We start from the raw sequence: 22799 nt of genomic DNA on the forward strand, positions 1-22799 counted from the left end.
GCGGCGCCTAAGGAGAGAAACGTGTGAACCGGGCCGCTTAGGCCGCGGCGAACAGCTGCTGCAGTTCGCCCGATTCGTACATTTCCATCATGATGTCCGAGCCGCCGACGAATTCGCCCTTCACGTACAGCTGCGGAATGGTCGGCCAGTTCGAGAATTGCTTGATCCCCTGGCGGACTTCGTCGTCTTCGAGCACGTTGACGGTCTTGATCTCACCGACGCCGCACGCCTTCAGAATCTGAATGGCGCGGCCCGAAAAGCCGCACATCGGGAACTGAGCGGTGCCCTTCATGAAGAGGACGACATTGTTCTCGTCGACGATTTGCTTGATGCGTTGTTGCGTATCCATGACTGACCTTGCGGTTCCGTTATGTGTAGGGAATAGGCTGAAATGATAGCGGATTTCGATACAGCCGGCCGAGCGCCGCTTTGTCCGAGCAGCGTTTGTGGATATTTGCCGGTTCGCGTCAGCCGTCCAGACGCCCGCCACTGATCCGTTCGATGCCCGCCAGGTCGCACTCCGAGCGGACTTGCACGAAACCTTGTGCCGCCAGCAGCGCGCGCACGGCTTCGGCCTGATCGTAGCCGTGCTCGATCCACAATACGCCGCCGGCGGCAAGCCGGGCGGGGGCGCCAGCGATGATGACGCGGATCGCGCTGAGTCCGTCGGCTTCGTCGGTGAGCGCGCCGCGCGGTTCGAAACGCAGATCGCCTTCGTCCAGATGCGGGTCGCCGCTCGCGATATACGGCGGATTGCTGACGATCGCGTCAAAGCGCAACGAGGCGTCCAGCGAGTCGTACCAGTCGCTTTGGGTCAACGCCACGGCGCCGCCGGGGCGTTGCGCGTCGAGCAGGCGGGCGGCGTTGCGCGTGGCGACCGCCAGTGCTTCAGCGGAACGGTCGAGCGCCCACACTTGCGCGTCGGGCCGCATCGACGCAATCGCGACGGCAACGGCGCCGGTCCCCGTGCCGAGATCCAGCACGCGCGGCCGCACGTGGTTTTCCAGCGCCGTCAGCGCAGTCTCGACCAGCAATTCGGTTTCAGGGCGCGGAATCAGCACGTGCGGCGTGACTTCGAAATCCAGCCCAAAAAATTCGCGCGCGCCGACCAGTTGCGCCACAGGCTCGCCGGCTATGCGCCGCGCTTCGAGCATCTGGTAACGCTCGACGAACTGGGTGTCGAGCGCTTCGTCGCTGCGTGTAATCAGCTGCGTGGGTCGCCAGCCGAGCACATGCGTGAGCAGGATGCGCGCTTCGAGCGGCGGCAGCGTCGAGGCGCGCAGTAGCGCGGCAGGTGTGGCGGACGTGGCAGGTTTGGCCGAACTCATGCGCGCTTCAGTCCGCGTCGCCCAGCGAGGCCAGCAATTCCGCCTGGTGCTCGCTGACGAGCGCCGCGATCAGTTCGTCGAGATCGCCGTCCATAATCGCGTCGAGGCGGTAAAGCGTCAGGTTGATACGATGATCCGTCAGTCGCCCTTGCGGGAAGTTGTACGTGCGAATCCGCTCCGAGCGGTCGCCCGAGCCGATCAGGCTCTTGCGCGTGGCGGCTTCCTTCGCCTGCTGCTCGTGCGATTGCTTGTCCTTGATGCGCGCGGCCAGCACCTTCAGAGCGCGATCCTTGTTCTTGTGCTGCGAGCGGTCGTCCTGACATTCGACGACGATCCCTGTCGGCAAGTGCGTGACGCGCACCGCGGAATCGGTCTTGTTGATGTGCTGCCCGCCCGCGCCGGAGGCGCGAAACGTGTCGATCCGCAAATCAGCGGGATTGATCTCGACTTCGCCGATTTCGTCCGCTTCCGGCATGACCGCGACCGTGCACGCCGACGTGTGAATGCGCCCTTGCGTTTCGGTCGCCGGCACACGTTGCACGCGGTGGCCGCCGGACTCGAACTTGAGCTTCGAATAGGCGGCTTCGCCCGCAATGCGCACGATCACTTCCTTGTAGCCGCCCAGGTCCGACTCGCTCGCCGACATCATTTCCGCTTGCCAGCGGTTGCGTTCGGCAAAGCGCAGGTACATGCGCAGCAGGTCGCCCGCGAACAGCGCGGATTCGTCGCCGCCCGTGCCGGCGCGGATTTCGAGGAAGATGTTGCGGTCGTCGTTCGGATCTTTCGGCAGCAGCATTTTCTGCAACTCGGCGCCCAGCTTTTCCATGCGCTCGCGGGCGGCGCGAATTTCATCTTCGGCGAAGTCGCGCATCGACGCATCCGCCAGCAATTCCTGCGCGGTGGTTGCGTCGTTCATGGCCTGCCGCCACAGCGCGTAGTGGTCCACCACCGGTCCGAGCTCGGCGTGTTCCCGCGTGAGCTTGCGGTATTGGTCGAGATTCGAGGTGATGTCCTCGCGGCTCAACAGATCGTTCAGTTCGGCCAGCCGGGTAGTGAGCTGGTCGAGCTTGCGTTGCATGCTCGTTTTCATCGGACGGGGTATCGGAGCGGGCTCCGGCAAAGACGACGACTAGGGGAATGGGCGGATGCCCTGGTCTGAAGCACGTCGCGGGCCACTCGCGGGTAGCCCGGTCAGCGCGGCGGTGGCTGCGCCGCTAACGCTCCGTGGAACCGGAGTGTTTGTAGAAACCGCTCATGAGTTCGATGAGCGTGTCGCGGTTCTCGCTGCTCGCGCGATTGAGCGCGTGCGTAGGACCGTGGATCAGTTTATTGGTGAGCGATTGCGACAGCGCTTCGAGCACGGCGGCCGGATCTTCGCCGCGCGCGAGCATTTTCTGCGCGCGTTCGACTTCGGCGCGGCGCAGCACGTCGGCCTGCGTGTGCATATGGCGGATCACCGGCACGATGCTGCGTGCGTCCAACCATTGCATGAAATTCTGCACGCGCGTTTCGATGATCGCTTCAGCTTGCGCCACGGCGGCTTGCCGCGACGCATTGCCTTCGCGGACGATCGCGCCGAGGTCGTCGACGGTATAGAGGAACACATCTTCGAGCTTGCCGACTTCGGGTTCGATATCGCGCGGAACGGCCAGATCGACCATGAAAATCGGCCGGTGACGACGCGCTTTCACTGCCCGCTCGACCGCGCCCAAACCGATGATCGGCAAGGTGGACGCCGTGCACGACACGATAATGTCGAACTCATGCATGCGCGAAGGCAGTTCCGACAGCGGAATGGCCCGGCCGTTGAAACGCTCGGCGAGACGCGTGCCGCGCTCGGCCGTGCGATTCGCGACCACGAGTTCACGCGGCTGCTGCGCCGCGAAGTGCGTGGCGCACAGCTCGATCATTTCGCCCGCGCCGATGAACAGCACGCGCTGGTTCGAGACCTTGTCGAAAATCCGCTGGGCGAGGCGCACCGCGGCGGCCGCCATGGAAACCGACTGCGCGCCGATTTCGGTCGTGCTACGCACTTCCTTCGCCACGGCGAAGGTGCGCTGGAACAACTGGTTCAGATAGGTGCCGAGCGCGCCCGCTTCGGACGCGGTACGCACCGCGTCCTTCATTTGTCCGACGATTTGCGTCTCACCCAGCACCATCGAATCCAGCCCGGAAGCGACGCGAAACGCGTGGCGCACGGCTTCCGACTGCGGCAGCGCATAGACGTGCGGCGCGAGCTGCTCGATGGGCAGGTTGTGGTACTTGGAAAGCCACTGGATCGCGGCTTCGCGCGCCGCCTGGTCGTCGGTCGCGCAGTAGAGTTCGGTGCGATTGCAGGTGGAGAGAATGGCCGCTTCAGGCGCCGTGCGTGCCGACGGGCCGAGCCAGATGCTCTTGAAGGTGTCCAGAGCAGGCTTGATCTGTTCGAGCGGAAACGCCACGCGTTCGCGCAAGGCGACAGGCGCAGTGTGGTGATTGATTCCGATCGTTAGAAGCTGCATTTGGGGGAGCTATGGTTTAGCCCAATATTATAGCGTTTCCACGATTTCCACATTGCGCGCGGCTTATTCCGCGTTTACAACGGCCTCCAGCGGGATCGCGTCGAGTTGATAGCCGAAACCGTAAAGCGGCGTCAGGCAATAGCCGTGTTCCGGATGAAGCTGCAATTTATTGCGCACGCGCGACGCGTGCGTGTCCACGGTGCGCGACCTTACGTCGCGTCGGCGCGTCCAGACGTTTTCAAGAATATGCGCTCGCGACACCGGCCGCGAGAGATTGCTGAACAACAGCAGCGCAAGGCGGAATTCCTTCGGCGTCAGCGAGACTGTTTGCTTACGGAACGTGACGAGAAATTGCGCCGCATCGAACGCATATTCGCCGATGATGTCGCGCCGCCGGTTGGGCGGGCGCCGCAAGCCGGCGCGGCGCAGCAGCGCGTCGACGCGGGCCAGCATCTCGGGGCCGCGGACCGGCTTGGTCAGGCAGTCGTCGGCGCCGGCGTGCAGCGCGGCGACAATCTGGCTTTCGCGCGGCGCCGACATCAGCACGATCACCGGCAACCCCGGCAGGATGGCGCGGGCTCGAGGAATGACGTCTTCGGCGGAATGGTCGCCGGCCCAGCTTTCGGTGATGAGAAGGTCGAAGAATTCTTCGTTCGCGTGCTTGAGAAACGGCACGCTCGCGATGAAGTGCTGACACAGATGACCGCCGGCGAAGACCAACCGGCCGACCAGTTCAGCATGCCGCAAGTCCGGCTCGATAAGGGCAATTCGCATGACGCGCTTTCAGCGTGGCAATCACCGGGGACCAGGCTTTTCCGTAAGGCTGACAGCTTGCCTAACATCACCCCGACCCCTAAACTCAACCGCTATGCGGAAAGCGCCGTGCTGAACTTCTATAGTTAATGAGACAAAAATGCTAGCTGTGTTGGCCCCTTGCGCCCATGAGACGAATCCGAAACTGCGCGAGGCCAGCCGTTAATGGGGTGGCCCGGCCTTGTAGTGTTGGGGGCGGCGATCGGCCTCGCGGGCTGGTGGTTGCATCCGCTGCGACGCGCGAGCCGCGCCCGGTGGTGGGTGGCGCTGCTGGCCGGCGTGCTGGGCGCGGCCGTCGCGCACATGGCCGGCAACGTGATTGGTCTCTTCCATGACGGCGATACGCTCGAATGGCCGGTCTGCACCGGCGTCGCGTTGATCGCCGTTGCCGTGACGGTCGGCTTGCTTTCCCGTCGATGAATATTTGCAGGTGACTCCGATGAATGCCCGACTCCCCGAAACTTCCTCCATTCCCGAACGGCTTGCCACCTTGCGCAACGCAATGGCGCGCGAAGGCGTGGCCGCCTATCTGGTGCCGTCCGCCGACCCGCATCTGTCCGAGTATCTGCCTGGGCGCTGGCAAGGCCGGCAGTGGCTGTCCGGTTTCACCGGCTCGGCCGGCACGCTGGTCGTGACCGCGGACTTCGCCGGCGTCTGGACAGACAGCCGCTATTGGGAACAGGCCAATGCGCAACTGGCCGGCACCGGCGTTCAGCTCATGAAAATGACCGGCGGCCAGCAGACCGTGCCGCATTTCGAATGGCTCGCTCAGAACGTGCCGGCTGGCGCCACGGTCGGCGTGGATGGCGCCGTGCTTGGCGTAGCGGCGGCGCGTGCCTTGAGCCAGGCACTGAACGCCCGCGGCGTGCAGCTGCGTACCGACGTCGATCTGTTCGACGCGATCTGGCCGCAGCGTCCGTCGCTGCCGGCGGCCGCCGTGTTCGAGCACGCCGCGCCGCACGCGAGCGTCGCCCGGTCGGACAAGCTCGCGCAGATTCGCCGCGCGATGGCTGACAAAGGCGCGCAATGGCACTTCATCTCCACGCTCGACGATCTCGCGTGGCTGCTGAATCTGCGCGGCGCCGACGTCAGCTACAACCCCGTGTTCGTGGCGCATGCGCTGATCGGTGTCGACCACGCGTCGCTGTTCGTCGCAGACGGCAAGGTGCCGCAGGCGCTAGCCGACGCGCTCGCGAAGGACAACATCAGCGTCGAGCCGTACGCGAAGGCGGCGGACGCACTGGCCGCGCTGCCCGCCGGCAGCACGCTGCTGATCGACCCGCGCCGTATCACGTTCGGCTCGCTGCAATCGGTGCCGTCGACGGTCACGGTGGTCGAGGCGGTCAATCCGTCCACCTTCTTCAAATCGCGCAAGACCGAGGCGGAAGCCGAGCATGTGCGCGAGACAATGGAACAGGACGGCGCGGCGCTGGCGGAATTTTTCGCGTGGTTCGAAGGCGCGCTGGGCAACGAGACGATCACCGAACTCACCATCGACGAACGTTTGACGGCCGCTCGCGCGCGCCGTCCGGGCTTCGTGTCGCTGAGCTTTGCGACGATCGCCGGCTTCAACGCGAACGGCGCGATGCCGCACTACCGCGCCACCGAGGAATCGCATTCGGTGATCGAAGGCGACGGCCTGTTGCTGATCGATTCGGGCGCGCAGTATCTGAGCGGCACGACCGACATTACGCGCGTGGTGCCGATCGGCACCCCTGGCGACGCGCAGCGGCGCGATTTCACGATCGTACTGAAGGGCACCATGGCGCTCTCGCGCGCGCAGTTCCCGCGCGGCATCCGTTCGCCGATGCTCGACGCGATCGCCCGCGCGCCGATCTGGGAAGTCGGCGCCGATTATGGCCACGGCACCGGTCACGGCGTGGGCTACTTCCTGAACGTGCACGAAGGTCCGCAAGTGATCTCGCACTACGCGCCGGCCGAACCGTGGACGGCGATGGAAGAGGGCATGATTACCTCGGTCGAACCGGGCATTTACCGTCCGGGCAAATGGGGCGTGCGAATCGAGAATCTGGTGCTGAACGTGCCGGCCGGTGAAACCGAGTTCGGCGATTTCCTCAAGTTCGAGACTTTGACGCTGTGCCCGATTGATACGCGTTGTCTAGACCTGTCGCTGCTGCGCGAGGACGAGCGCGCGTGGCTGAACGCGTATCACGAGACGGTGCGCACGCGGCTGTCGCCGCACGTGTCGGGCGACGCCAAGGCGTGGCTGGAGCTGCGCACGCAACCCATCTGATCGCAATCGGAAACGAGCTTACGGAGCGTGCATGGCCATCAAGGCAGTGGTGTTCGATTTCGGCGGCGTGCTGATCGACTGGAGTCCCGAGTATCTGTATCGGGAACTGATCCCTGACGAAACCGAGCGGCGCTGGTTTCTGACCCACGTCTGCTCGATGGACTGGGTGATCCGTCAGGACGGCGGCCAGCCGATCGTCGAGGCCACAGCCGAACTGGTGGCGAAGTTTCCCGATCACGAAGCGCTGATCCGCGCGTTCTACGAGCGCTGGCACGAGATGGTGGCCGGTGTGCTGGAAGAGGGCGTGGCAATCATGGAAAAGCTCGAAGCGGCCGAAGTGCCGCTTTTCGGGCTGACCAACTGGTCGGCGGAAACCTTTCCGTATGCGTGGGAGCATTACCCGGTGTTGCGGCGCTTTCGCGACATTGTCGTGTCGGGGCGAGTGAAGATGGTGAAGCCCGATCCGGCCATTTTCGCGACCATGCGCGAGCGGATCGAGGCGCAATTGCCCGGCATCGAGCCTGCCGAACTCGTCTTCATCGACGACAACCTGAGGAACGCCGAGGCCGCGACGGCGCTCGGCTGGCATGGCGTGCATCACACCAGCGCCGCGCGAACCGAAGCGAAACTGCGCGAGCTTGGCTTGCCGGTTTAAGGCTGTGGCGTCTGCCCCGGCCTACTGGCCGAGCAGATTTTTCAACGCGTTACCCAAGCCTTTCACGGTTTCGCCTGCGCCCTTTGCCACGTCTTCGACGCTCACACCCAGCGCCTTGGCGAAGCCGTTGCCGATGCGCTTTATCAGCCCCTCCTGCACCGAGAATTTCGGGTCGCGCAAATTCCCATCCAGTACGAAATGCAGCGTGATGTCGCCGTTGTGCGACTTGAGCGCGGCGACCGCAGCCTTGGTCGGAATCGACATGAAAGTGTCGAGCGGACTGCCGCTGTCGGCGAGTTGCAGATTGTGGATGGTCAGCGTGCCGGGTGCGTGCAACTGATAGTTGCTCACCGTCGAGTCCACTGTCAGATCGACCGTGCCGCCCGCCACTTGCGCCTTGGCGCCGGCTTTCTTGATCAGATACGGGTCGAGCATCACGATATCGACGCCGCGCAGCTTGCTCGTAGTCTGCGAATCCTTGCTGGCGACCTTGATCCAGCCGCCGAACGACACCGTGCCCGTATGCTGCGGGCCCTTGATAGAGCCCGTGACATTGACATGGGTCGGGTCAGTGAGCGCGGGCAGGCGCAAATTATCGACTGTCGCGTTGGCATCGCTCACCGTCACCTTGAAGGGCGGCGGGCCAACTGTCATGTCGTAGAAGTGGAAGTTGCCCCGTTCGAAGCTGATGTGGTCGAACTGCTTTTCGCGTGGAATGGACATCGCCGTGCCGCTGCCTTCGGTGTCGGATCGATTCACCGTTTCTCGTAGATTCGGCATCAGGCGAATCGCGCCGTCCTTCGTGCGCAGCACGGCGATGTCGAAGCCGCGTACCACCACGCTGCGAATATGCATGCGTCGCGCGATCAGATCGCGAATGTCGGGTGTGAGGGTGATTTCGTCCGCTCGGAGCGGATCGCCGGCCGGCCAGCCGGGCGGCGCCTTGAGAAGAACGTTGGTGAGATGAACCGAAGTGAGGCCGACCTCGATAGTTTCGGCGCTGCCCAAGGGACCGAGCGCCGCGATCACGCGCTCCTTGACCTCGCGTTGCGCGAACTGCAAGGCGCCGACCACGACGACGATCAGCACCAGCAGCACACCGCCCACGGCGACGGCCCAGCGCTTGCCCTTCGACATCGCCATGCTTGCCTCCTCGTCACCGCCTGTCGCGCGGTGTGGCAGTGATCGGTCTGTGTGTGCACGCCGGGCGGCGCGCGCTCTTAGATGTGTCTGTCCAAGGCGGAACGCGCGACACGCATTCCGCCGCGACGACGTGTATCACGCCATTGCGAGCAATGCGTGTGCCCTGCCGCTCATACGGGTGATGCCCTAGGCGTGTTCGCGCCGTGAGCCAGGTTGCACTTCGAAGTGACGTCGTCCGAGCGCCTGAAACACGGGCATCTGGGCGGCGCACGCGTCGATCAATCCGACGCGCAGGCCGCCCGATCCGGGCTTATCGCGCGATCGGCTTGTAACGCAGACGCTTCGGACGCGCAGCTTCTTCACCCAGACGCGCGCGCTTGTCCGCTTCGTATTCCTGGTAGTTGCCGTCGAAGAACGTGATTTGCGAATCGCCTTCGAACGCCAGGATGTGCGTGGCGATCCGGTCGAGGAACCAGCGATCGTGCGAGATCACCAGCACCGAGCCGGCGAACTCGAGCAAGGCGTCTTCGAGCGCGCGCAGCGTTTCGACGTCGAGGTCGTTCGACGGTTCGTCCAGCAGCAGGACGTTGCCGCCCGCGATCAGCGTTTTCGCCAGATGCAGCCGGCCGCGCTCACCGCCCGACAGGTTGCCGACAATCTTTTGCTGATCGCCACCCTTGAAGTTGAAGCGGCCAATGTAAGCACGCGACGGCGTTTCGTACTTGCCAACCGTCAGCACGTCGGCGCCGCCGGAAATTTCCTCGAATACGGTCTTCGAGGCGTCGAGCGCGTCGCGGCTTTGATCCACGTACGCGAGCTTGACGGTCGGGCCTTGCACGATCTCGCCCGAGTCCGGTTGTTCGCGGCCGGTCAGCATGCGGAACAGCGTCGACTTACCGGCGCCGTTCGGCCCGATGATGCCGACGATCGCGCCCGCCGGAATCTTGAAGCTGACGTCGTCGAGCAGCAGACGGTCGCCATACGACTTGCTGACATTCTTGAACTCGATCACTTCATTGCCCAGGCGATCGCCGACCGGGATGAAGATTTCCGAGGTTTCGTTGCGCTTCTGGTAGTCCTGGCTGTTCAGTTCCTCGAAGCGCGCAATACGCGCCTTCGACTTCGCCTGACGGCCCTTCGGGTTCTGGCGCACCCACTCCAGTTCCTTCTTGATCGCCTTCTGACGCGCCGACTCCGACGATTCTTCCTGCTTCAGGCGTTCTTCCTTCTGGTCGAGCCAGCTGCTGTAGTTGCCCTTCCACGGAATGCCGTGGCCGCGGTCGAGTTCGAGAATCCACTCAGCGGCGTTGTCCAGGAAGTAGCGATCGTGAGTCACGGCGACCACGGTGCCGGGGAAACGCGTGAGGAACTGCTCGAGCCAGTCGACCGATTCCGCGTCCAGGTGGTTGGTCGGCTCGTCGAGCAGCAGCATGTCGGGCTTTTCGAGCAGCAGCTTGCACAGCGCAACGCGGCGCTTTTCGCCGCCCGACAGATGTTCGATTTTCGCGTCCCAGGCCGGCAGGCGCAGCGCGTCGGCGGCGATTTCGATCTGCTGCTCGGCGCTGCCGTCGGTGGTGGCGAGGATCGCTTCGTACTTCGCCTGTTCGGCGGCGAGCGCGTCGAAGTCGGCGTCCGGTTCGGCGTAGGCCGCGTAGATTTCGTCGAGTTTCTTTTGCGCGCCGAAGACATCGCCGAGACCTTCCTCGACCGCTTCACGCACCGTCTTGTTCGGATCGAGTTGCGGTTCCTGCGGCAGATAGCCGATGTTCAGGTTCGGCATCGGCGTGGCTTCGCCTTCGATGTCTTTGTCCACACCGGCCATGATGCGGATCAGCGTCGACTTGCCCGAGCCGTTCAGGCCGAGCAGGCCGATCTTCGCGCCGGGGAAAAACGACAGCGAGATGTCTTTCAGGATTTGACGCTTGGGCGGCACGATCTTGCCGACCCGGTTCATGGTGAAGACGTATTGGGCCATTTGCTTGCAATAGACGTTGACGACGCCGGCCGCATTGGGGCGGGCGGTCGTGGGTGGATGGGTAATCGGTGTTATGGCCGGGCGGAGCGCCCGGCGCCGGCCGGCGCGGCATGTAGCGCGGCGTCGAACTTCGCGACGCCCCGCGCGCGGGCGGGTGGTTCAGGTGGCATTGTACTTCGGCGCAAGCGCGGGGCGGCAGCGGCTACCCGTTCAGCCAGGCCTCGCTCGGGTGTTCAGAGCCAATCCGCCACGCCGCCATGGCGCGAACAGGTGCCGCTGCGATGCCGGCTGAAGCTGTAGGTGGAATCGCGGCAGCGCGCGGTTGCGCCTTCCGGCGCCTTGCCGGATAACGAGCGGGCCGGCGTGTGCACCGTACTGCCGTCGCGATTGGTGTAGGTGTTGTGGTTGCTAAGGTCTGCTTCGTCGGGCGTGGTGCCCGGCGCTACGTAAGCGAACGCGGACGATGCGCTGAACAGCAGCGCTGCGGCAACCGCCGCGCACGAGCGCAGGCTCTTGTGGGTCGTGCGTGTCATTGTCTTTCTTGCGCTTGTTGTTCTGAGTTCCGACGCGCTTTGCCGCGCTTCAATTCGCGCGCCGTCCGCTCGCCGGATCGAAGAAATGCAGATGCCGCGCGGGCAGCGCCACCTGCAGCGCGTCACCCGCCGCGGGCCGATGCGCGTGCGGCAGGCGCACCGTGACGTCGTGCTTGCCCCAGCGGCCGTGCGCGAGGTTGTCCGCGCCGAGCAACTCGCAGGAGTCGACGGTGAGCGTTCCGTGAGGCGCGTCCGCCTGGCCGGGGCTCATGTGCTCCGGACGAATGCCGAGCGTCCATTCGCGTCCTTTGGCAACTTCCTGGCCGATCGACGCGACGTCGGTCAGCGGCAGCTTCGGGCCATTGCCCGCCACTTCGAAATACGCGCCGTCGTCCGATACGCGGCCTTCCAGCAGATTCATCCCCGGCGAGCCGATGAAGCTCGCCACGAACACCGTCGCAGGCCGTTCATACACCTCGGTCGGTGCGCCGATCTGCTCGGCATGGCCCTTGTTCATCACGATCACACGCTGCGCCAATGTCATCGCTTCGATCTGATCGTGCGTCACGTACAGACTCGTCGTGGCGAGCCGCGCATGCAGGCGCTGGATTTCGAGCCGCATCTGCACGCGCAGGCGCGCGTCGAGATTCGACAGGGGTTCATCAAACAAAAACACGGCCGGCTCGCGCACGATTGCGCGACCCATCGCGACGCGTTGCCGCTGGCCGCCGGACAACTCGCGCGGCTTGCGTTGCAGCAGCGCTTCGAGTTCGAGAATCTGCGCGGCCGCGTCCACACGCTTCGCAATCTGCGCGCGGTCCACGCCCGCGATCTTCAGCGCGTAGCCCATGTTTTCGGCGACGCTCATATGCGGGTACAGCGCGTAGTTCTGGAACACCATCGCGATGTTGCGATCCTTCGGCTCCAGTTGATTGACTACTTTGCCGGCGATCGAAATGCTGCCCTCGGAGATGCGTTCGAGTCCCGCCACCATCCGCAGCAAGGTCGATTTGCCGCAACCCGACGGGCCGACCATCACGACGAACTCGCCGTCGGCGACGTCCACGTCGATACCGTGCAGCACGAACTGTTTTCCGTCGTAGGTTTTTTTAACGCCTTGCAGGGTTAGTGCAGCCATGCCGTTTAGCCTTTCGTTGCGTGCCGCGGATCGCGCGGTGTTATCTATTCCAATGCATCAAGAATGCTCGGTGAAGCGCCGCTTACTTCTCCGCGTCCACGAGCCCGCGCACGAACCAGCGTTGCATCGTCAGCACGACTGCCAGCGGCGGCAGCATCGCGAGCAGCGTCGCGGTCATCACGAGATGCCATTCGGTCGCCGTGTCGCCCGACGCGATCATGCTTTTGATGCCGACCACCGCCGTGGTCAGCGATTGCTGGCTCGTAATCAGAATCGGCCACAAGTATTGATTCCAGCCGTAAATAAATGTGATCACGAACAGAGCCGCCATGTTCGTTTTCGACAGCGGCAAGACGACGTCCCAGAAGAACCGCATGGCGCCGGCGCCGTCGATGCGCGCCGCTTCCATCAATTCGTCCGGCAGCGTCATGAAGAACTGGCGGAACAGGAATGTCGCGGTGGCCGAGGCGATCAGCGGCAACGTCAAACCGCTATACGTATTGCTCAGATGCATCGACGACACGACTTGCACGGTCGGGAAGATCCGCACTTCCACCGGCAGCATCAGCGTGATGAAGATCAGCCAGAACGCGAGGTTGCGCAACGGAAAACGGAAGAACACGATCGCGTAGGCGGAGATCATGGAGACCGCGATCTTGCCGATCGAAATCACCAGCGCCATCACGAGGCTGTTGAACAGCATGCGGCCGAACGGCGCCGCCGCGTTGCCGCTGCCTTGCGACCAGACGGTCGCGATGTTTTCGAACAGATGCGTGCTCGGCACCAGCGAAAGCGGCACGCTGAACACTTCGTGCTCGCTCATGGTCGCCGCGCAGAACGCGACGTACACCGGAAACACCACCAGCACGACGCCGAGAATCAACACGGCGTGGCAGAAGAGGTCGAAACCGCGGCGGTTCTCGATCATGAGTATTGAACCCTGCGTTCGATGAAGCGGAATTGCACGACCGTCAACGCAACGACGATCACCATCAGGATCACCGACTGCGCGCCGGAACTGCCGATGTCGAGCCCCTGAAAACCTTCGGCGAAGATCTTGTAGATCAGCGTGCGGGTTGCCTGCGCGGGGCCGACGCCGGTGGCCGCATCGATTACAGGGAAAGTGTCGAAGAAGGCGTACGTGATGTTGATCACCAGCAGGAAGAAACTGGTCGGCGACAGGAGCGGCAGTGCGATGCCGAAAAAGCGCCGCACCGGACCGGCGCCGTCGATCGCCGCTGCTTCGATAAGCGAGCGCGGAATCGCCTGCAAGCCCGCGTAGAAGAACAGAAAGTTATAGCTGACCTGTTTCCAGACGGACGCGAGCACCACAAGGAACATCGCCTGACCCGCGTTCAGCGCGTGATTCCAGACGATCCCGTATTTGGCCAGCGCGTAGGTGACGAGGCCGATGCTCGGATTGAACAGGAACGACCACAACACCGCTGCGATCGCGGGCGCGACGGCGTACGGCCAGATCAGCAGCGTCTGATAAGTCTTGGCGCCGCGCGTTACGCGATCGGCGCAGACCGCGAGCAGCAGCGAGATCACAAGTCCCGACACGGTGACCAGCGCGCAGAAGATCAGCGTCGTATAGAACGACGACAGGTAGAGCGGATCGGCGAAGAGTTGCTTGAAATTGGCCAGTCCGACGAACTCGCTCGACGTGCCGAACGCATCCTGGCTTTGCGTGGATTGCCAGAGCGCCTCACCGGCCGGCCACAGAAAAAACAGCAACGTGATCGCCAGTTGCGGCGCGACGAGCAGGTAGGGCAGCAGGCTGGTGCCGAAGCTGGAGCGCTTTTCCATCGATGATTTCCAAGGTTCTGCTGCAAGCACGGGTTTCGGCGCGGGCGCACCGAAACCCCGCCGCCGACCGCTTAGTTGCCGGCTTTTTCGAAGCGGCGCAGCAGTTCGTCGCCGCGCGACACAGCCGCGTCGAGCGCCTGTTGCGGCGTTTTCTTCTGTGCCCAGACCTGCTCGAGTTCTTCGTCGATGACCGTGCGGATCTGCGGCATGTTGCCCAGACGCAAGCCCTTGGTGTACGGCAGAGGCGGCTTGTTGAGCATCTGCTTGATGGCGGTGTCGCTGCCCGGATTCTTCTCGTAGAAGCCTTGCTGCTGCGTCAGTTGATACGCCGCCGTGGTGACCGGCAGATAGCCGGTGTCCTGATGCCACTTGGCCGCAACCGGCGCCGACGACAGATACGAGAGAAATTTCGCCACGCCCTTATACACGGCAGGATCCTTGCCCGACAGGACCCACAGGCTCGCTCCGCCGATGATCGCGTTCTGCGGCGCGCCCTTCACGCTGGCGTCGTACGGCATCATGCCGGTGCCGAAGTTGAACTTCGCGTACTTCTTGATCGTGGCGAGCGACCCCGACGAGTTGGTGATGATCCCGCAGTCGCCGCTATAGAACTTCGATACCGGTTCGTCCTTGCGGCCGACGTAGGTGAACGTGCCGTCCTTCTGCATGTTCTGCAGGAACTGGATGTGCGCGACCTGCAGCGGCTTGTTGAATTCCAGTTGCGCGTCCGGGCCGTCGAAGCCATTGTTCTTCGACGCGAACGGCGCGCCGTGCCACGCGCTGTAGTTTTCGAGTTGAATCCAGCTCTGCCAGCCCGACGAATAACCGCACGCCATGCCCGACGCCTTCAGCTTCTGCGCGTCGGCCTGCAGTTCGGCCCAGGTTTTCGGCGGCTGGTTCGGGTCGAGGCCGGCTTTCTTGAAGGCGTCCTTGTTGTAGTACAGCACCGGCGTCGAGCTATTGAACGGCATCGAGATCAGCTCGCCGGTTTTGGCGTCGCTGTAATAGCTGGCGATGGTCGGCACGAAGGCCTTTTCATCGAGCGGCACGCCGGCTTGCTTGAACACTTCCGAGACGGGGATCACCGCCTTCTTCGCCTGCATCATGGTGGAGGTGCCGACTTCGTAGACCTGCAGAATGGCCGGCGCATTGCCGCTGCGATACGCGGCGATGCCGGCGGCGAGCGTCTGATCGTAGGTGCCCTTGAAGACCGGCACGATCTTGTAGTCGCTTTGCGATGCGTTGAACGCGTTGGCGATGTCGTTCAGCCGTTCGCCCAATGCGGCTTCCATGCCGTGCCAGAACTGAATTTCAGTCGCGGCATGGGCCGCCTGGCTAAGGCCGGCGCTCAATACGGCGGCAAGGGAAAGCGAACGGATTAGCGGCTTCAAACTCATCGATTTGTCTCCAGTCGGAACGGGCGCGAATGCGAATCGCGCGATTCTATTTGTGTTCGATGACAGTCCGGCGACGGTTGCCGGGCACGGTGCACCATTTTTGACGGGCGCCGGATGCCGCAATTTAACATCGGTGTCATAAAACTGAAACAGTCGGCGTCTGAAGGCGAAGTTTGCGCGAAGGCAAAGCCGGAGGTGCCGGCTGGACGCGGCCGTTTGCGAGAGGGCATGATGGACGAGGGTTTGAGTCGCGCGTGGCGATTCGTGTGCGTCACATCACGGTGTCCGATAATCAGGATTGCAGATGCTGGGTTCCTCAGTGCGGTCGGCGACAGGTGGCTGGATGATGGCCCTCGCTTTGGCGGGGTGTGCGTTCACGCCGGTCACGAACAACGATGCCGTCAAGCAGGTGAACTCCTTGCCGGCGATCATCGCGCATCGCGGCGGCACGGGCGACGCGCCAGAGAACACGCTCGAAGCGATCCGCCTGTCGGTCGAGCATCACGCCGACGCCATGTGGCTCACCGTGCAGTTGAGCAAGGACGGCGTGCCGGTTTTGTATCGGCCGGCGGACCTGGCGGCATTGACCGACGCGAAAGGTCCAGTGGCCGCCTACACCGCGGCCGAACTCGGTCGCGTCAATGCCGGTTGGAGCTTTCGGCGCAGCGAGGCCTATCCGTACCGCGATCATCCTGTGGGAATTCCGACGTTGCGCGAGGCGCTGCATGCCGTGCCTGCGACCATGCCGGTCATCCTCGATATGAAAGCGCTGCCCGCCGGGCCGCAGACGCAAGCCGTCGTGCGTGTGCTCGATGAAGAACACGCGTGGCAACGTGTGTCGATCTATTCGACCGAAGCGGATTATCAACGCAGCTTTGCCGCGTATCCACAAGCGAAGCTGTTCGAATCGCGCGATGCGACGCGTGGGCGGCTTGTGCGGGTCTTGCTGAAGCAGGGCTGCGTGGACGCGCCGGCCGAACACGCCATGACCGCGTTCGAGCTGCATCGCGCGCTGACGGTGGTGGAGAAGTTCACGCTAGGGGAGGGGCGCTCGGACGTGCAGGCTACGCTGTGGACGCCTGCAACGGTCGCTTGTTTCCGGCAGAAGCCGGACGTGCGAATCGTCGCGATTGCGGTGAACGACGCGGACGATTACCGTATGGCGGCGTGCCTCGACATCGATGCGGTGCTCGCGGATTCACCAGAGAAAATGGCGGCCATCAGGGACAGCATTGCGTTGCCGTTGCGTTGTGCACGTTCCAAGGCAAGCAGTGAGCGATAAAAAAGCCCGCTTCGATGAACGGGCTCTCTTGAAGTCACTTGCTGCGGTTGGCGGCGTTCAGATTTGCACCCGTCGCCGCACGCCGAAGCCGGAGTTCAGACGTTGAACAGGAAGTTCATCACGTCGCCATCATGCACGACGTATTCTTTGCCTTCCGCGCGCATCTTGCCCGCTTCCTTCGCGCCTTGCTCACCCTTATAGGTGATGTAGTCGTTGTACGCGATCGTCTGCGCGCGAATGAAGCCGCGCTCGAAGTCCGTGTGAATCGCGCCCGCAGCCTGCGGCGCGGTATCGCCGATATGGATCGTCCACGCACGCACCTCCTTCACGCCGGCCGTGAAATACGTTTGCAGACCCAGCAACTTGAAGGCGGCGCGGATCACGCGGTTCAGGCCCGGCTCCTCCATGCCCATGTCGGCGAGGAACACTTCCATGTCGGCTTCGTCGAGGTCGGCGATTTCCGCTTCGATCGCGGCGCACACGGCCACGACCGGCGCATTTTCCGCCGCCGCGTGCTTCGCGACTGCGTCCAGATGCGGATTGTTCTCGAAGCCGTCTTCCTTCACGTTGGCCACGTACATGGTCGGCTTGGCGGTGATCAGGCAGAACGGCTTGAGCGTTGCTTTTTCTTCGTCCGACAGGTCGAGCGCCCGGACCGGCTTGGCCTGGTCGAGCTGCGCGCGCACCTTCTCCAGCACGGCCGCGTTCTTGATGGCTTCCTTGTCGTTACCCGACTTGGCCGCCTTCGAATAGCGCGCCAGCGCCTTTTCGACGGTCGCGAGATCGGCCAGCGCCAGTTCGGTGTTGATCACTTCGATATCCGACAGCGGATCGATCTTGTTCGCGACGTGAATCACGTTCTCGTCTTCGAAGCAGCGCACCACGTGCGTAATCGCATCGGTTTCGCGGATGTTGGCGAGAAACTGGTTGCCCAGACCTTCGCCCTTGCTTGCGCCTGCCACGAGACCGGCGATGTCGACGAATTCCACCACGGCCGGCAGGATGCGCTCCGGCTTGACGATTTCAGCGAGCGCCTTCAGCCGCGCGTCCGGCACCTCGACGATGCCGACGTTCGGCTCGATCGTGCAGAACGGATAGTTTTCGGCGGCGATGCCCGCCTTGGTCAGCGCATTGAACAGGGTGGACTTGCCGACGTTAGGCAGGCCGACGATGCCGCATTTGAGGCTCATGGAAATCCTTCAGTGAATCAGTAAGTTGCGTGATGCGCTCGACGCTGTGTGCAGGATTCGAGAAGCCTTCGCGGGTGGCGTGGCGGACCAGTGCAGCGGAGCGGGACAAGACACCGGATCGGGGCGTTGCTCGACGACCGGGTGCGAGTTTTCACGGAAAGCGCAATTGTAACCCGTTCGGATCGGCTCACCGACGCGGCTGCGGGAAAGCGGTGCTCGCCGCTCGGTCCGCGATTGCAAGGTTCAGGTAAGGTTTTCTCGGGCACACTGTAGAATCGCCAGTTCAGGGCCGCTAGAGCCCGAATCCGAGGAAAAAATGAGAACAATACGGTGGGTCTTCACGGGTGTGGCTGTCGTCGCGGTGGGCAGCGCGATTGCGTCATGGGTGTCGCCGAACTTCGACGACGCTCAGGCGAACTCCGACCGGCAAACGGTCAACTGTCTCTCAAGCCACTTAACGCTTGACGATAAAAAACAGATCGCGCAGTTCGCCGATACCAACGACTTCGATTCGCTCTGGCGCGTGTACGACCGCATCTTCCCGGACTGCGCCGTGCGCGGCGATCAGCGGGAGCGCAAGGGCGACCTCGAGGCGAGCGCGTGGCGGCTGCTGTCTTCCGACCGCGCATTCACGCGGCTGCGCGAAGCCAACGCGGCATTGGCGGCGGCCGGTCACCAGTGAGCAGCGGCGCGGTTGTTCCGGCGCAAAGGCGCGCGCGAAAGCCGCCTGCATCGATCCGTCCCCCGCAACCCCCACGGCTATAATGCGCGGATGAACGCACACCACCAGACCTTTGATGCCGCCGTGATCGGCGGCGGGCTCGTCGGCAAGACCGCGGCGCTGGCGCTGACGCAAGGCGGACTGCGCGTGGCACTGCTCGCGCAACCGTGCGCGGCGCTGCCCGCCGGCGCGGCCTTCGACTCGCGGGTCTACGCGCTGTCGTCGAGTTCCCAGGCTTTGCTGGAGCGGTTGCGGGTGTGGCAGGCGCTCGATCTGACGCGGCTTGGGCCGGTGTATGACATGCGCGTTTACGGCGACGCGCACGCCGAACTGCATTTCTCCGCGTTCCAGGCTTCGGTGCCGCAGCTGGCGTGGATCGTCGAATCGTCGGTGATCGAACGTGCGCTGGATGCGGCGCTGCGCTTCCAGCCGAGCCTCACCTGGATCGACGCGCGCGCGCAGGCGCTCGACTTCACGGCGGACAGCGCCAGCGTCGGCCTCGCCAACGGCAATGTGCTCGACGCCAATCTGGTGGTCGGCGCGGACGGCGCACATTCGTGGGTGCGCGCGCAAATCGGCTCGAAAATGGACCGGCGCGACTACAAGCAAACCGGCGTGGTCGCCAATTTCAAGGCGGAAAAACCGCACAGCGAAACTGCGTACCAATGGTTCAAGGACGGCGAGATCATCGCGCTGCTGCCCATGCCGGACGGTCACGTCTCGCTGGTTTGGTCGGCGCGCACGGAGCACGCCCAGCAGCTGGTCGCGCTCGCTCCGGCGCAACTCGCCGCTGAGGTGGAGCGCGTGACCGGCGGCCAGTTCGGCGCGCTCGATTGCGTGACGCCGGCGCAAGGCTTCCCGCTCGCGCTGCAAACGGTCGACCGGCTGGTGGCGCCGCGCGTCGCGCTGGTCGGCGATGCCGCGCATCTGATTCATCCGCTGGCCGGGCAGGGCATGAACCTCGGCTTGCGCGACGTCGCTGCGCTCGCCGACACCGTCGCCGGTAAGGAGTCGTTCCGCGATCTCGGCGACATGGTGCTGCTGCGCCGCTACGAACGCTCGCGCCGCGAGGACATCCGCGCGCTAATGATCGCCACCGACGGCCTGCAAAAACTCTTCTCCGTCCCCGGTCCATTTGCCAAGGTGTTGCGTAACACCGGCATGGCGTTTGTCGGCGCGCAGCCGTTCATCAAACGCTGGCTGGTATCGGCCGCGCTGGGTTGAAGCATCCGGCGGGGCATGCCGCGGCCGGCGAGACAGGTATCATGAACGGGTGGACGCCGTTCCGGTCAGACCGGGAGCGTCAGGAAACGAGCACTGCCCGCGCATTGCGCGCGATTGAACCAGGAATTCAGCATGAAAAAAACTTTCCGCATGGCAGCCGCCGTGCTCGCCATTGCTGCCGTCACCATCGGCTGCTCCGCTCAGGCCGACCAGACCACGGACAAGCTCAAAGCCACGCTGCAAACGCGTCTCGCCGACGTGTCGATCAAGAGCGTGACGAAGTCGCCGATTGCCGGTCTGTACGAAGTGAACCTCGGCACGCAGATCGTCTATAGCGACGCGAACGGCGAATACCTGCTGCTCGGCGACATGGTGGACGCCAAGACCCGCAAGAATCTGACCGAAGCACGTCTGGCCGAAACCAACCGCATCGACTTCGCGAGCCTGCCGTTCGGCAACGCGGTGAAGGTCGTGAAGGGCAACGGCGCGCGCAAGATCGCCGTGTTCTCCGATCCGAATTGTCCGTACTGCAAGCAGCTCGAAACGTCGCTCAAGTCGATCGACAACGTGACGGTCTACACTTTCCTGTACCCGGTGCTGTCGCCGGATTCGACGGCGAAGTCGAAGTCGATCTGGTGCTCGACGGATCGCGCGAAAGCCTGGGAGTCGTGGATGCAGGATCACCAGGCGCCCACCGCCGCCGGCACCTGCGACACCGCCGCGATCGACAAGAACCTGGCGCTCGGCCACGCCATGAACGTCGACGGCACGCCCACGGTGTTTCTCGCCGACGGCCGCCGTCTGCCGGGCGCCGTGCCGGCAGACCGGCTGGATAAAGAAATGTCCGCGGTGCACTGAGCACGCGTAAAACATCAAGCAAAGGAGGCGCGTCGTGCGCCTCCTTTCACATCGAGCCCGAACATCCCCGCCTGACCTCTCCTAATTGCCGCCGATGAAGCCGATCCGCTACACCATCGTTCCCAAGCAGCCTGCCGCCCACCTGTTCGAAGTCACCGTGACCGTCGCCGATCCTGATCCGGCTGGGCAGCGTTTCATGCTGCCGGTATGGATTCCGGGCAGCTACATGGTGCGCGAGTTCGCCCGCAATATCGTGACGCTCCGCGCGGTCAACGAGGCGGGCCGCAAAGTGCGCGTCGAAAAGACCGACAAGCACACGTGGCAAGCCGCGCCGGTCAAAGGCGCGCTGACGCTGCGCTACGAGGTCTATGCGTGGGATCTGTCGGTGCGCGCCGCGCATCTCGACGATACGACGGGCTTTTTCAACGGCACGAGCGTGTTTCTCTCGCCGCTCGGCCACGAAGAGGCGCAGTGCGTGGTCGATATTCAGAAGCCCGAGGGCGCGGCGTACCGCAACTGGCGTGTCGCGACCGCGCTGCCGGAAGTGCGCGGCACGAAGCGGTATGGCTTCGGCGAGTATCGCGCGCAGAACTACGACGAACTGATCGATCATCCGGTCACGCTCGGTGAATTCGCACTGGCGACGTTCAAGGCGCATGGCGTGCCGCACGACATCGTGATCGCCGGGCGCGTGATCGGGCTCGACATGGCGCGTCTGTCCGCCGACCTGAAGCGCATTTGCGAAGCGCAGATCGCGTTGTTCGAGCCGAAGTCGAAGAAAGCGCCGGTGGATCGCTACGTGTTCATGACCCAGGCCGTCACCGATGGTTACGGCGGCCTTGAACACCGCGCTTCGACCGCGCTGATCTGCAATCGCGGCGATCTGCCGGTGGAAGGCCGTGAGGCGCTCACTGAAGGCTATCGAACCTATCTAGGCTTGTGCAGCCACGAGTATTTCCACACCTGGAACGTGAAGCGCATCAAGCCGGCTGTGTTCGCACCGTACGATCTCAGCGTCGAAAACTACACGTCGCTGCTGTGGCTGTTCGAGGGCTTCACCTCTTACTACGACGACTTGATCCTCGTGCGCAGCGGCCTCATCTCGCAGGACGACTATTTCGGCATGCTCGGCAAGGTGATCGGCGGCGTGCAGCGCGGCAGCGGGCGTCTCAAGCAGACCGTCGCGGAAAGCTCATTCGACGCGTGGGTCAAGTACTACCGGCAGGACGAGAACGCGCCGAACGCGATCGTCAGCTATTACACCAAGGGCTCGCTCGTCGCGCTCGCGTTCGATCTGACGATCCGCGCGCAGACCAACAACCGCAAATCGCTCGACGACGTGATGCGTTTGCTGTGGCAGCGCTTCGGCCGTGATTTTTATCGCGGCAAGCCGGTTGGCGTCGACGAAGGCGAGATCGAGGCGCTTTTCGCCGAAGCAACCGGCGCGAAACTGGCCGAGTTGTTCGCCGAAGCCGTGCACGGCACGCGCGATCTGCCCCTCGACACGCTGCTCGCGCCGTTCGGCGTCGACATCGCGCCCGAATTGGACAAAAACGGCAAGCCGACGCTCGGCGCGCGCGTGCGCGGTGGCGCCGATTGCACGCTGGCGGCGGTTCATGACGACAGCGCCGCGCAAAAAGCAGGACTCTCGGCGGGCGACGTGCTGATCGCGCTCGACGGCCTGCGCGTAACCGGCTCGAATCTTGACGGGCTGCTCGCGCGCTATCAGCCTGGCGCGAAAGTCGAAGTTCACGCGTTCCGCCGCGACGAGCTGCGCACCACGCAGGTCAAGCTGGACGGGCCCGAGGTGGCACGCTACAAGCTCACCGCCAGCGACAAGCGGCCCGCCGCGCGCAAGGCGCGTGAGCGCTGGCTGGCTAGCTGATCGTCGTCCGGGCCGTCTCCAATGGACGGCCCGGACGGGCGGATTGTTCTACCAGTGCAACAATCCGTCGCCGCCGGATGGCTTGTTCCGGAT

Annotated in this window: 21 protein-coding genes; 8 read left to right on the forward strand and 13 right to left on the reverse strand. The window is 63.7% G+C overall.

The window, feature by feature from the left end; translation table 11 throughout:
- Positions 1–37 precede the first annotated feature (37 nt).
- The 5 genes from grxD to B0G71_RS21315 all read right to left on the reverse strand — a co-directional run bounded on the left by grxD (position 38) and on the right by B0G71_RS21315 (position 4603).
- Positions 38–349 carry a Grx4 family monothiol glutaredoxin gene (grxD, locus tag B0G71_RS21295; protein ID WP_012434475.1) on the reverse strand — a complete coding sequence of 104 codons (312 nt, stop codon included), beginning with the start codon at positions 347–349 and terminating at the stop codon, positions 38–40.
- 118 nt (positions 350–467) lie between these two features.
- Entirely contained in the window at positions 468–1328 is an 861-nt protein-coding gene (prmC, locus tag B0G71_RS21300) for a peptide chain release factor N(5)-glutamine methyltransferase (protein ID WP_116143913.1), read from the reverse strand.
- A gap of 7 nt (positions 1329–1335) precedes the next feature.
- The gene (gene prfA / locus B0G71_RS21305) at positions 1336–2418 is read right to left on the reverse strand and encodes a peptide chain release factor 1 (protein ID WP_106284221.1); all 1083 of its coding nucleotides are present in this window, start codon (positions 2416–2418) and stop codon (positions 1336–1338) included.
- A gap of 124 nt (positions 2419–2542) precedes the next feature.
- Entirely contained in the window at positions 2543–3829 is a 1287-nt protein-coding gene (gene hemA, locus B0G71_RS21310) for a glutamyl-tRNA reductase (RefSeq protein ID WP_106284222.1), read from the reverse strand.
- Positions 3830–3892: 63 nt separating this feature from the next.
- Positions 3893–4603 (reverse strand): response regulator transcription factor, encoded by a 711-nt coding sequence (locus tag B0G71_RS21315; protein ID WP_116143914.1) that lies wholly within the window; start codon positions 4601–4603, stop codon positions 3893–3895.
- Between the two features lie 204 nt (positions 4604–4807).
- Between B0G71_RS21315 and B0G71_RS21320 the strand changes: the two genes are divergently transcribed.
- Genes B0G71_RS21320 through B0G71_RS21330 form a run of 3 tightly spaced genes read left to right on the forward strand, consistent with a single transcriptional unit; the run spans position 4808 to position 7551 of the window.
- On the forward strand, positions 4808–5062 hold the full coding sequence (locus B0G71_RS21320) for a hypothetical protein (protein WP_106284224.1): 255 nt from the start codon (positions 4808–4810) through the stop codon (positions 5060–5062).
- A gap of 19 nt (positions 5063–5081) precedes the next feature.
- Positions 5082–6896, forward strand: a complete 1815-nt coding sequence (locus B0G71_RS21325) for an aminopeptidase P family protein (protein ID WP_116143916.1) — start codon at positions 5082–5084, stop codon at positions 6894–6896.
- A 31-nt stretch (positions 6897–6927) separates the two neighbouring features.
- A complete protein-coding gene (locus B0G71_RS21330; protein ID WP_116143917.1) occupies positions 6928–7551 on the forward strand; it encodes an HAD family hydrolase in 624 nt (207 codons plus the stop codon).
- A gap of 21 nt (positions 7552–7572) precedes the next feature.
- On the opposite strand, the gene B0G71_RS21335 is transcribed toward B0G71_RS21330, so the two are convergent.
- From B0G71_RS21335 to ugpB, 7 genes are all read right to left on the reverse strand, one after another.
- Positions 7573–8694 carry a DUF748 domain-containing protein gene (locus B0G71_RS21335; protein WP_116143918.1) on the reverse strand — a complete coding sequence of 374 codons (1122 nt, stop codon included), beginning with the start codon at positions 8692–8694 and terminating at the stop codon, positions 7573–7575.
- 310 nt (positions 8695–9004) lie between these two features.
- Positions 9005–10669, reverse strand: a complete 1665-nt coding sequence (gene ettA, locus B0G71_RS21340; RefSeq protein ID WP_116143919.1) for an energy-dependent translational throttle protein EttA — start codon at positions 10667–10669, stop codon at positions 9005–9007.
- A gap of 233 nt (positions 10670–10902) precedes the next feature.
- Positions 10903–11202 (reverse strand): DUF3761 domain-containing protein, encoded by a 300-nt coding sequence (locus tag B0G71_RS21345; RefSeq protein WP_116143920.1) that lies wholly within the window; start codon positions 11200–11202, stop codon positions 10903–10905.
- A 49-nt stretch (positions 11203–11251) separates the two neighbouring features.
- Positions 11252–12340: a sn-glycerol-3-phosphate import ATP-binding protein UgpC gene (locus B0G71_RS21350; protein ID WP_116143921.1), complete on the reverse strand. Its 1089-nt coding sequence runs from the start codon at positions 12338–12340 to the stop codon at positions 11252–11254.
- 82 nt (positions 12341–12422) lie between these two features.
- A complete protein-coding gene (gene ugpE, locus B0G71_RS21355) occupies positions 12423–13268 on the reverse strand; it encodes a sn-glycerol-3-phosphate ABC transporter permease UgpE (protein WP_116143922.1) in 846 nt (281 codons plus the stop codon).
- Positions 13265–14149: a sn-glycerol-3-phosphate ABC transporter permease UgpA gene (ugpA, locus tag B0G71_RS21360; RefSeq protein ID WP_116143924.1), complete on the reverse strand. Its 885-nt coding sequence runs from the start codon at positions 14147–14149 to the stop codon at positions 13265–13267. The genes ugpE and ugpA overlap by 4 nt, the downstream gene beginning before the upstream one ends.
- A 71-nt stretch (positions 14150–14220) precedes the next feature.
- Positions 14221–15546, reverse strand: coding sequence for a sn-glycerol-3-phosphate ABC transporter substrate-binding protein UgpB (gene ugpB / locus B0G71_RS21365; RefSeq protein WP_116143926.1), 1326 nt, complete (start codon positions 15544–15546; stop codon positions 14221–14223).
- Positions 15547–15850: 304 nt separating this feature from the next.
- On the opposite strand from ugpB, the gene B0G71_RS21370 reads away from it, so the two are divergent.
- Positions 15851–16828 (forward strand): glycerophosphodiester phosphodiesterase family protein, encoded by a 978-nt coding sequence (locus B0G71_RS21370; RefSeq protein ID WP_116143928.1) that lies wholly within the window; start codon positions 15851–15853, stop codon positions 16826–16828.
- A gap of 95 nt (positions 16829–16923) precedes the next feature.
- Here B0G71_RS21370 and ychF read toward each other — a convergent pair whose 3' ends face one another.
- The gene (gene ychF, locus B0G71_RS21375; protein ID WP_116143930.1) at positions 16924–18018 is read right to left on the reverse strand and encodes a redox-regulated ATPase YchF; all 1095 of its coding nucleotides are present in this window, start codon (positions 18016–18018) and stop codon (positions 16924–16926) included.
- A 316-nt stretch (positions 18019–18334) separates the two neighbouring features.
- Between ychF and B0G71_RS21380 the strand changes: the two genes are divergently transcribed.
- The 4 genes from B0G71_RS21380 (at position 18335) to B0G71_RS21395 (ending at position 22706) form a co-directional block, all read left to right on the forward strand.
- Positions 18335–18700, forward strand: a complete 366-nt coding sequence (locus B0G71_RS21380; protein WP_116143932.1) for a hypothetical protein — start codon at positions 18335–18337, stop codon at positions 18698–18700.
- A gap of 90 nt (positions 18701–18790) precedes the next feature.
- Positions 18791–19963 carry a UbiH/UbiF family hydroxylase gene (locus tag B0G71_RS21385; RefSeq protein WP_116143934.1) on the forward strand — a complete coding sequence of 391 codons (1173 nt, stop codon included), beginning with the start codon at positions 18791–18793 and terminating at the stop codon, positions 19961–19963.
- Between the two features lie 132 nt (positions 19964–20095).
- Positions 20096–20821: a DsbC family protein gene (locus B0G71_RS21390; protein WP_116148756.1), complete on the forward strand. Its 726-nt coding sequence runs from the start codon at positions 20096–20098 to the stop codon at positions 20819–20821.
- A gap of 94 nt (positions 20822–20915) precedes the next feature.
- Positions 20916–22706, forward strand: a complete 1791-nt coding sequence (locus tag B0G71_RS21395; RefSeq protein WP_116143936.1) for a M61 family metallopeptidase — start codon at positions 20916–20918, stop codon at positions 22704–22706.
- Positions 22707–22799: the final 93 nt, after the last annotated feature.

Source organism: Paraburkholderia sp. BL27I4N3, from assembly GCF_003386115.1.
Taxonomy (GTDB): Bacteria; Pseudomonadota; Gammaproteobacteria; order Burkholderiales; family Burkholderiaceae; genus Paraburkholderia.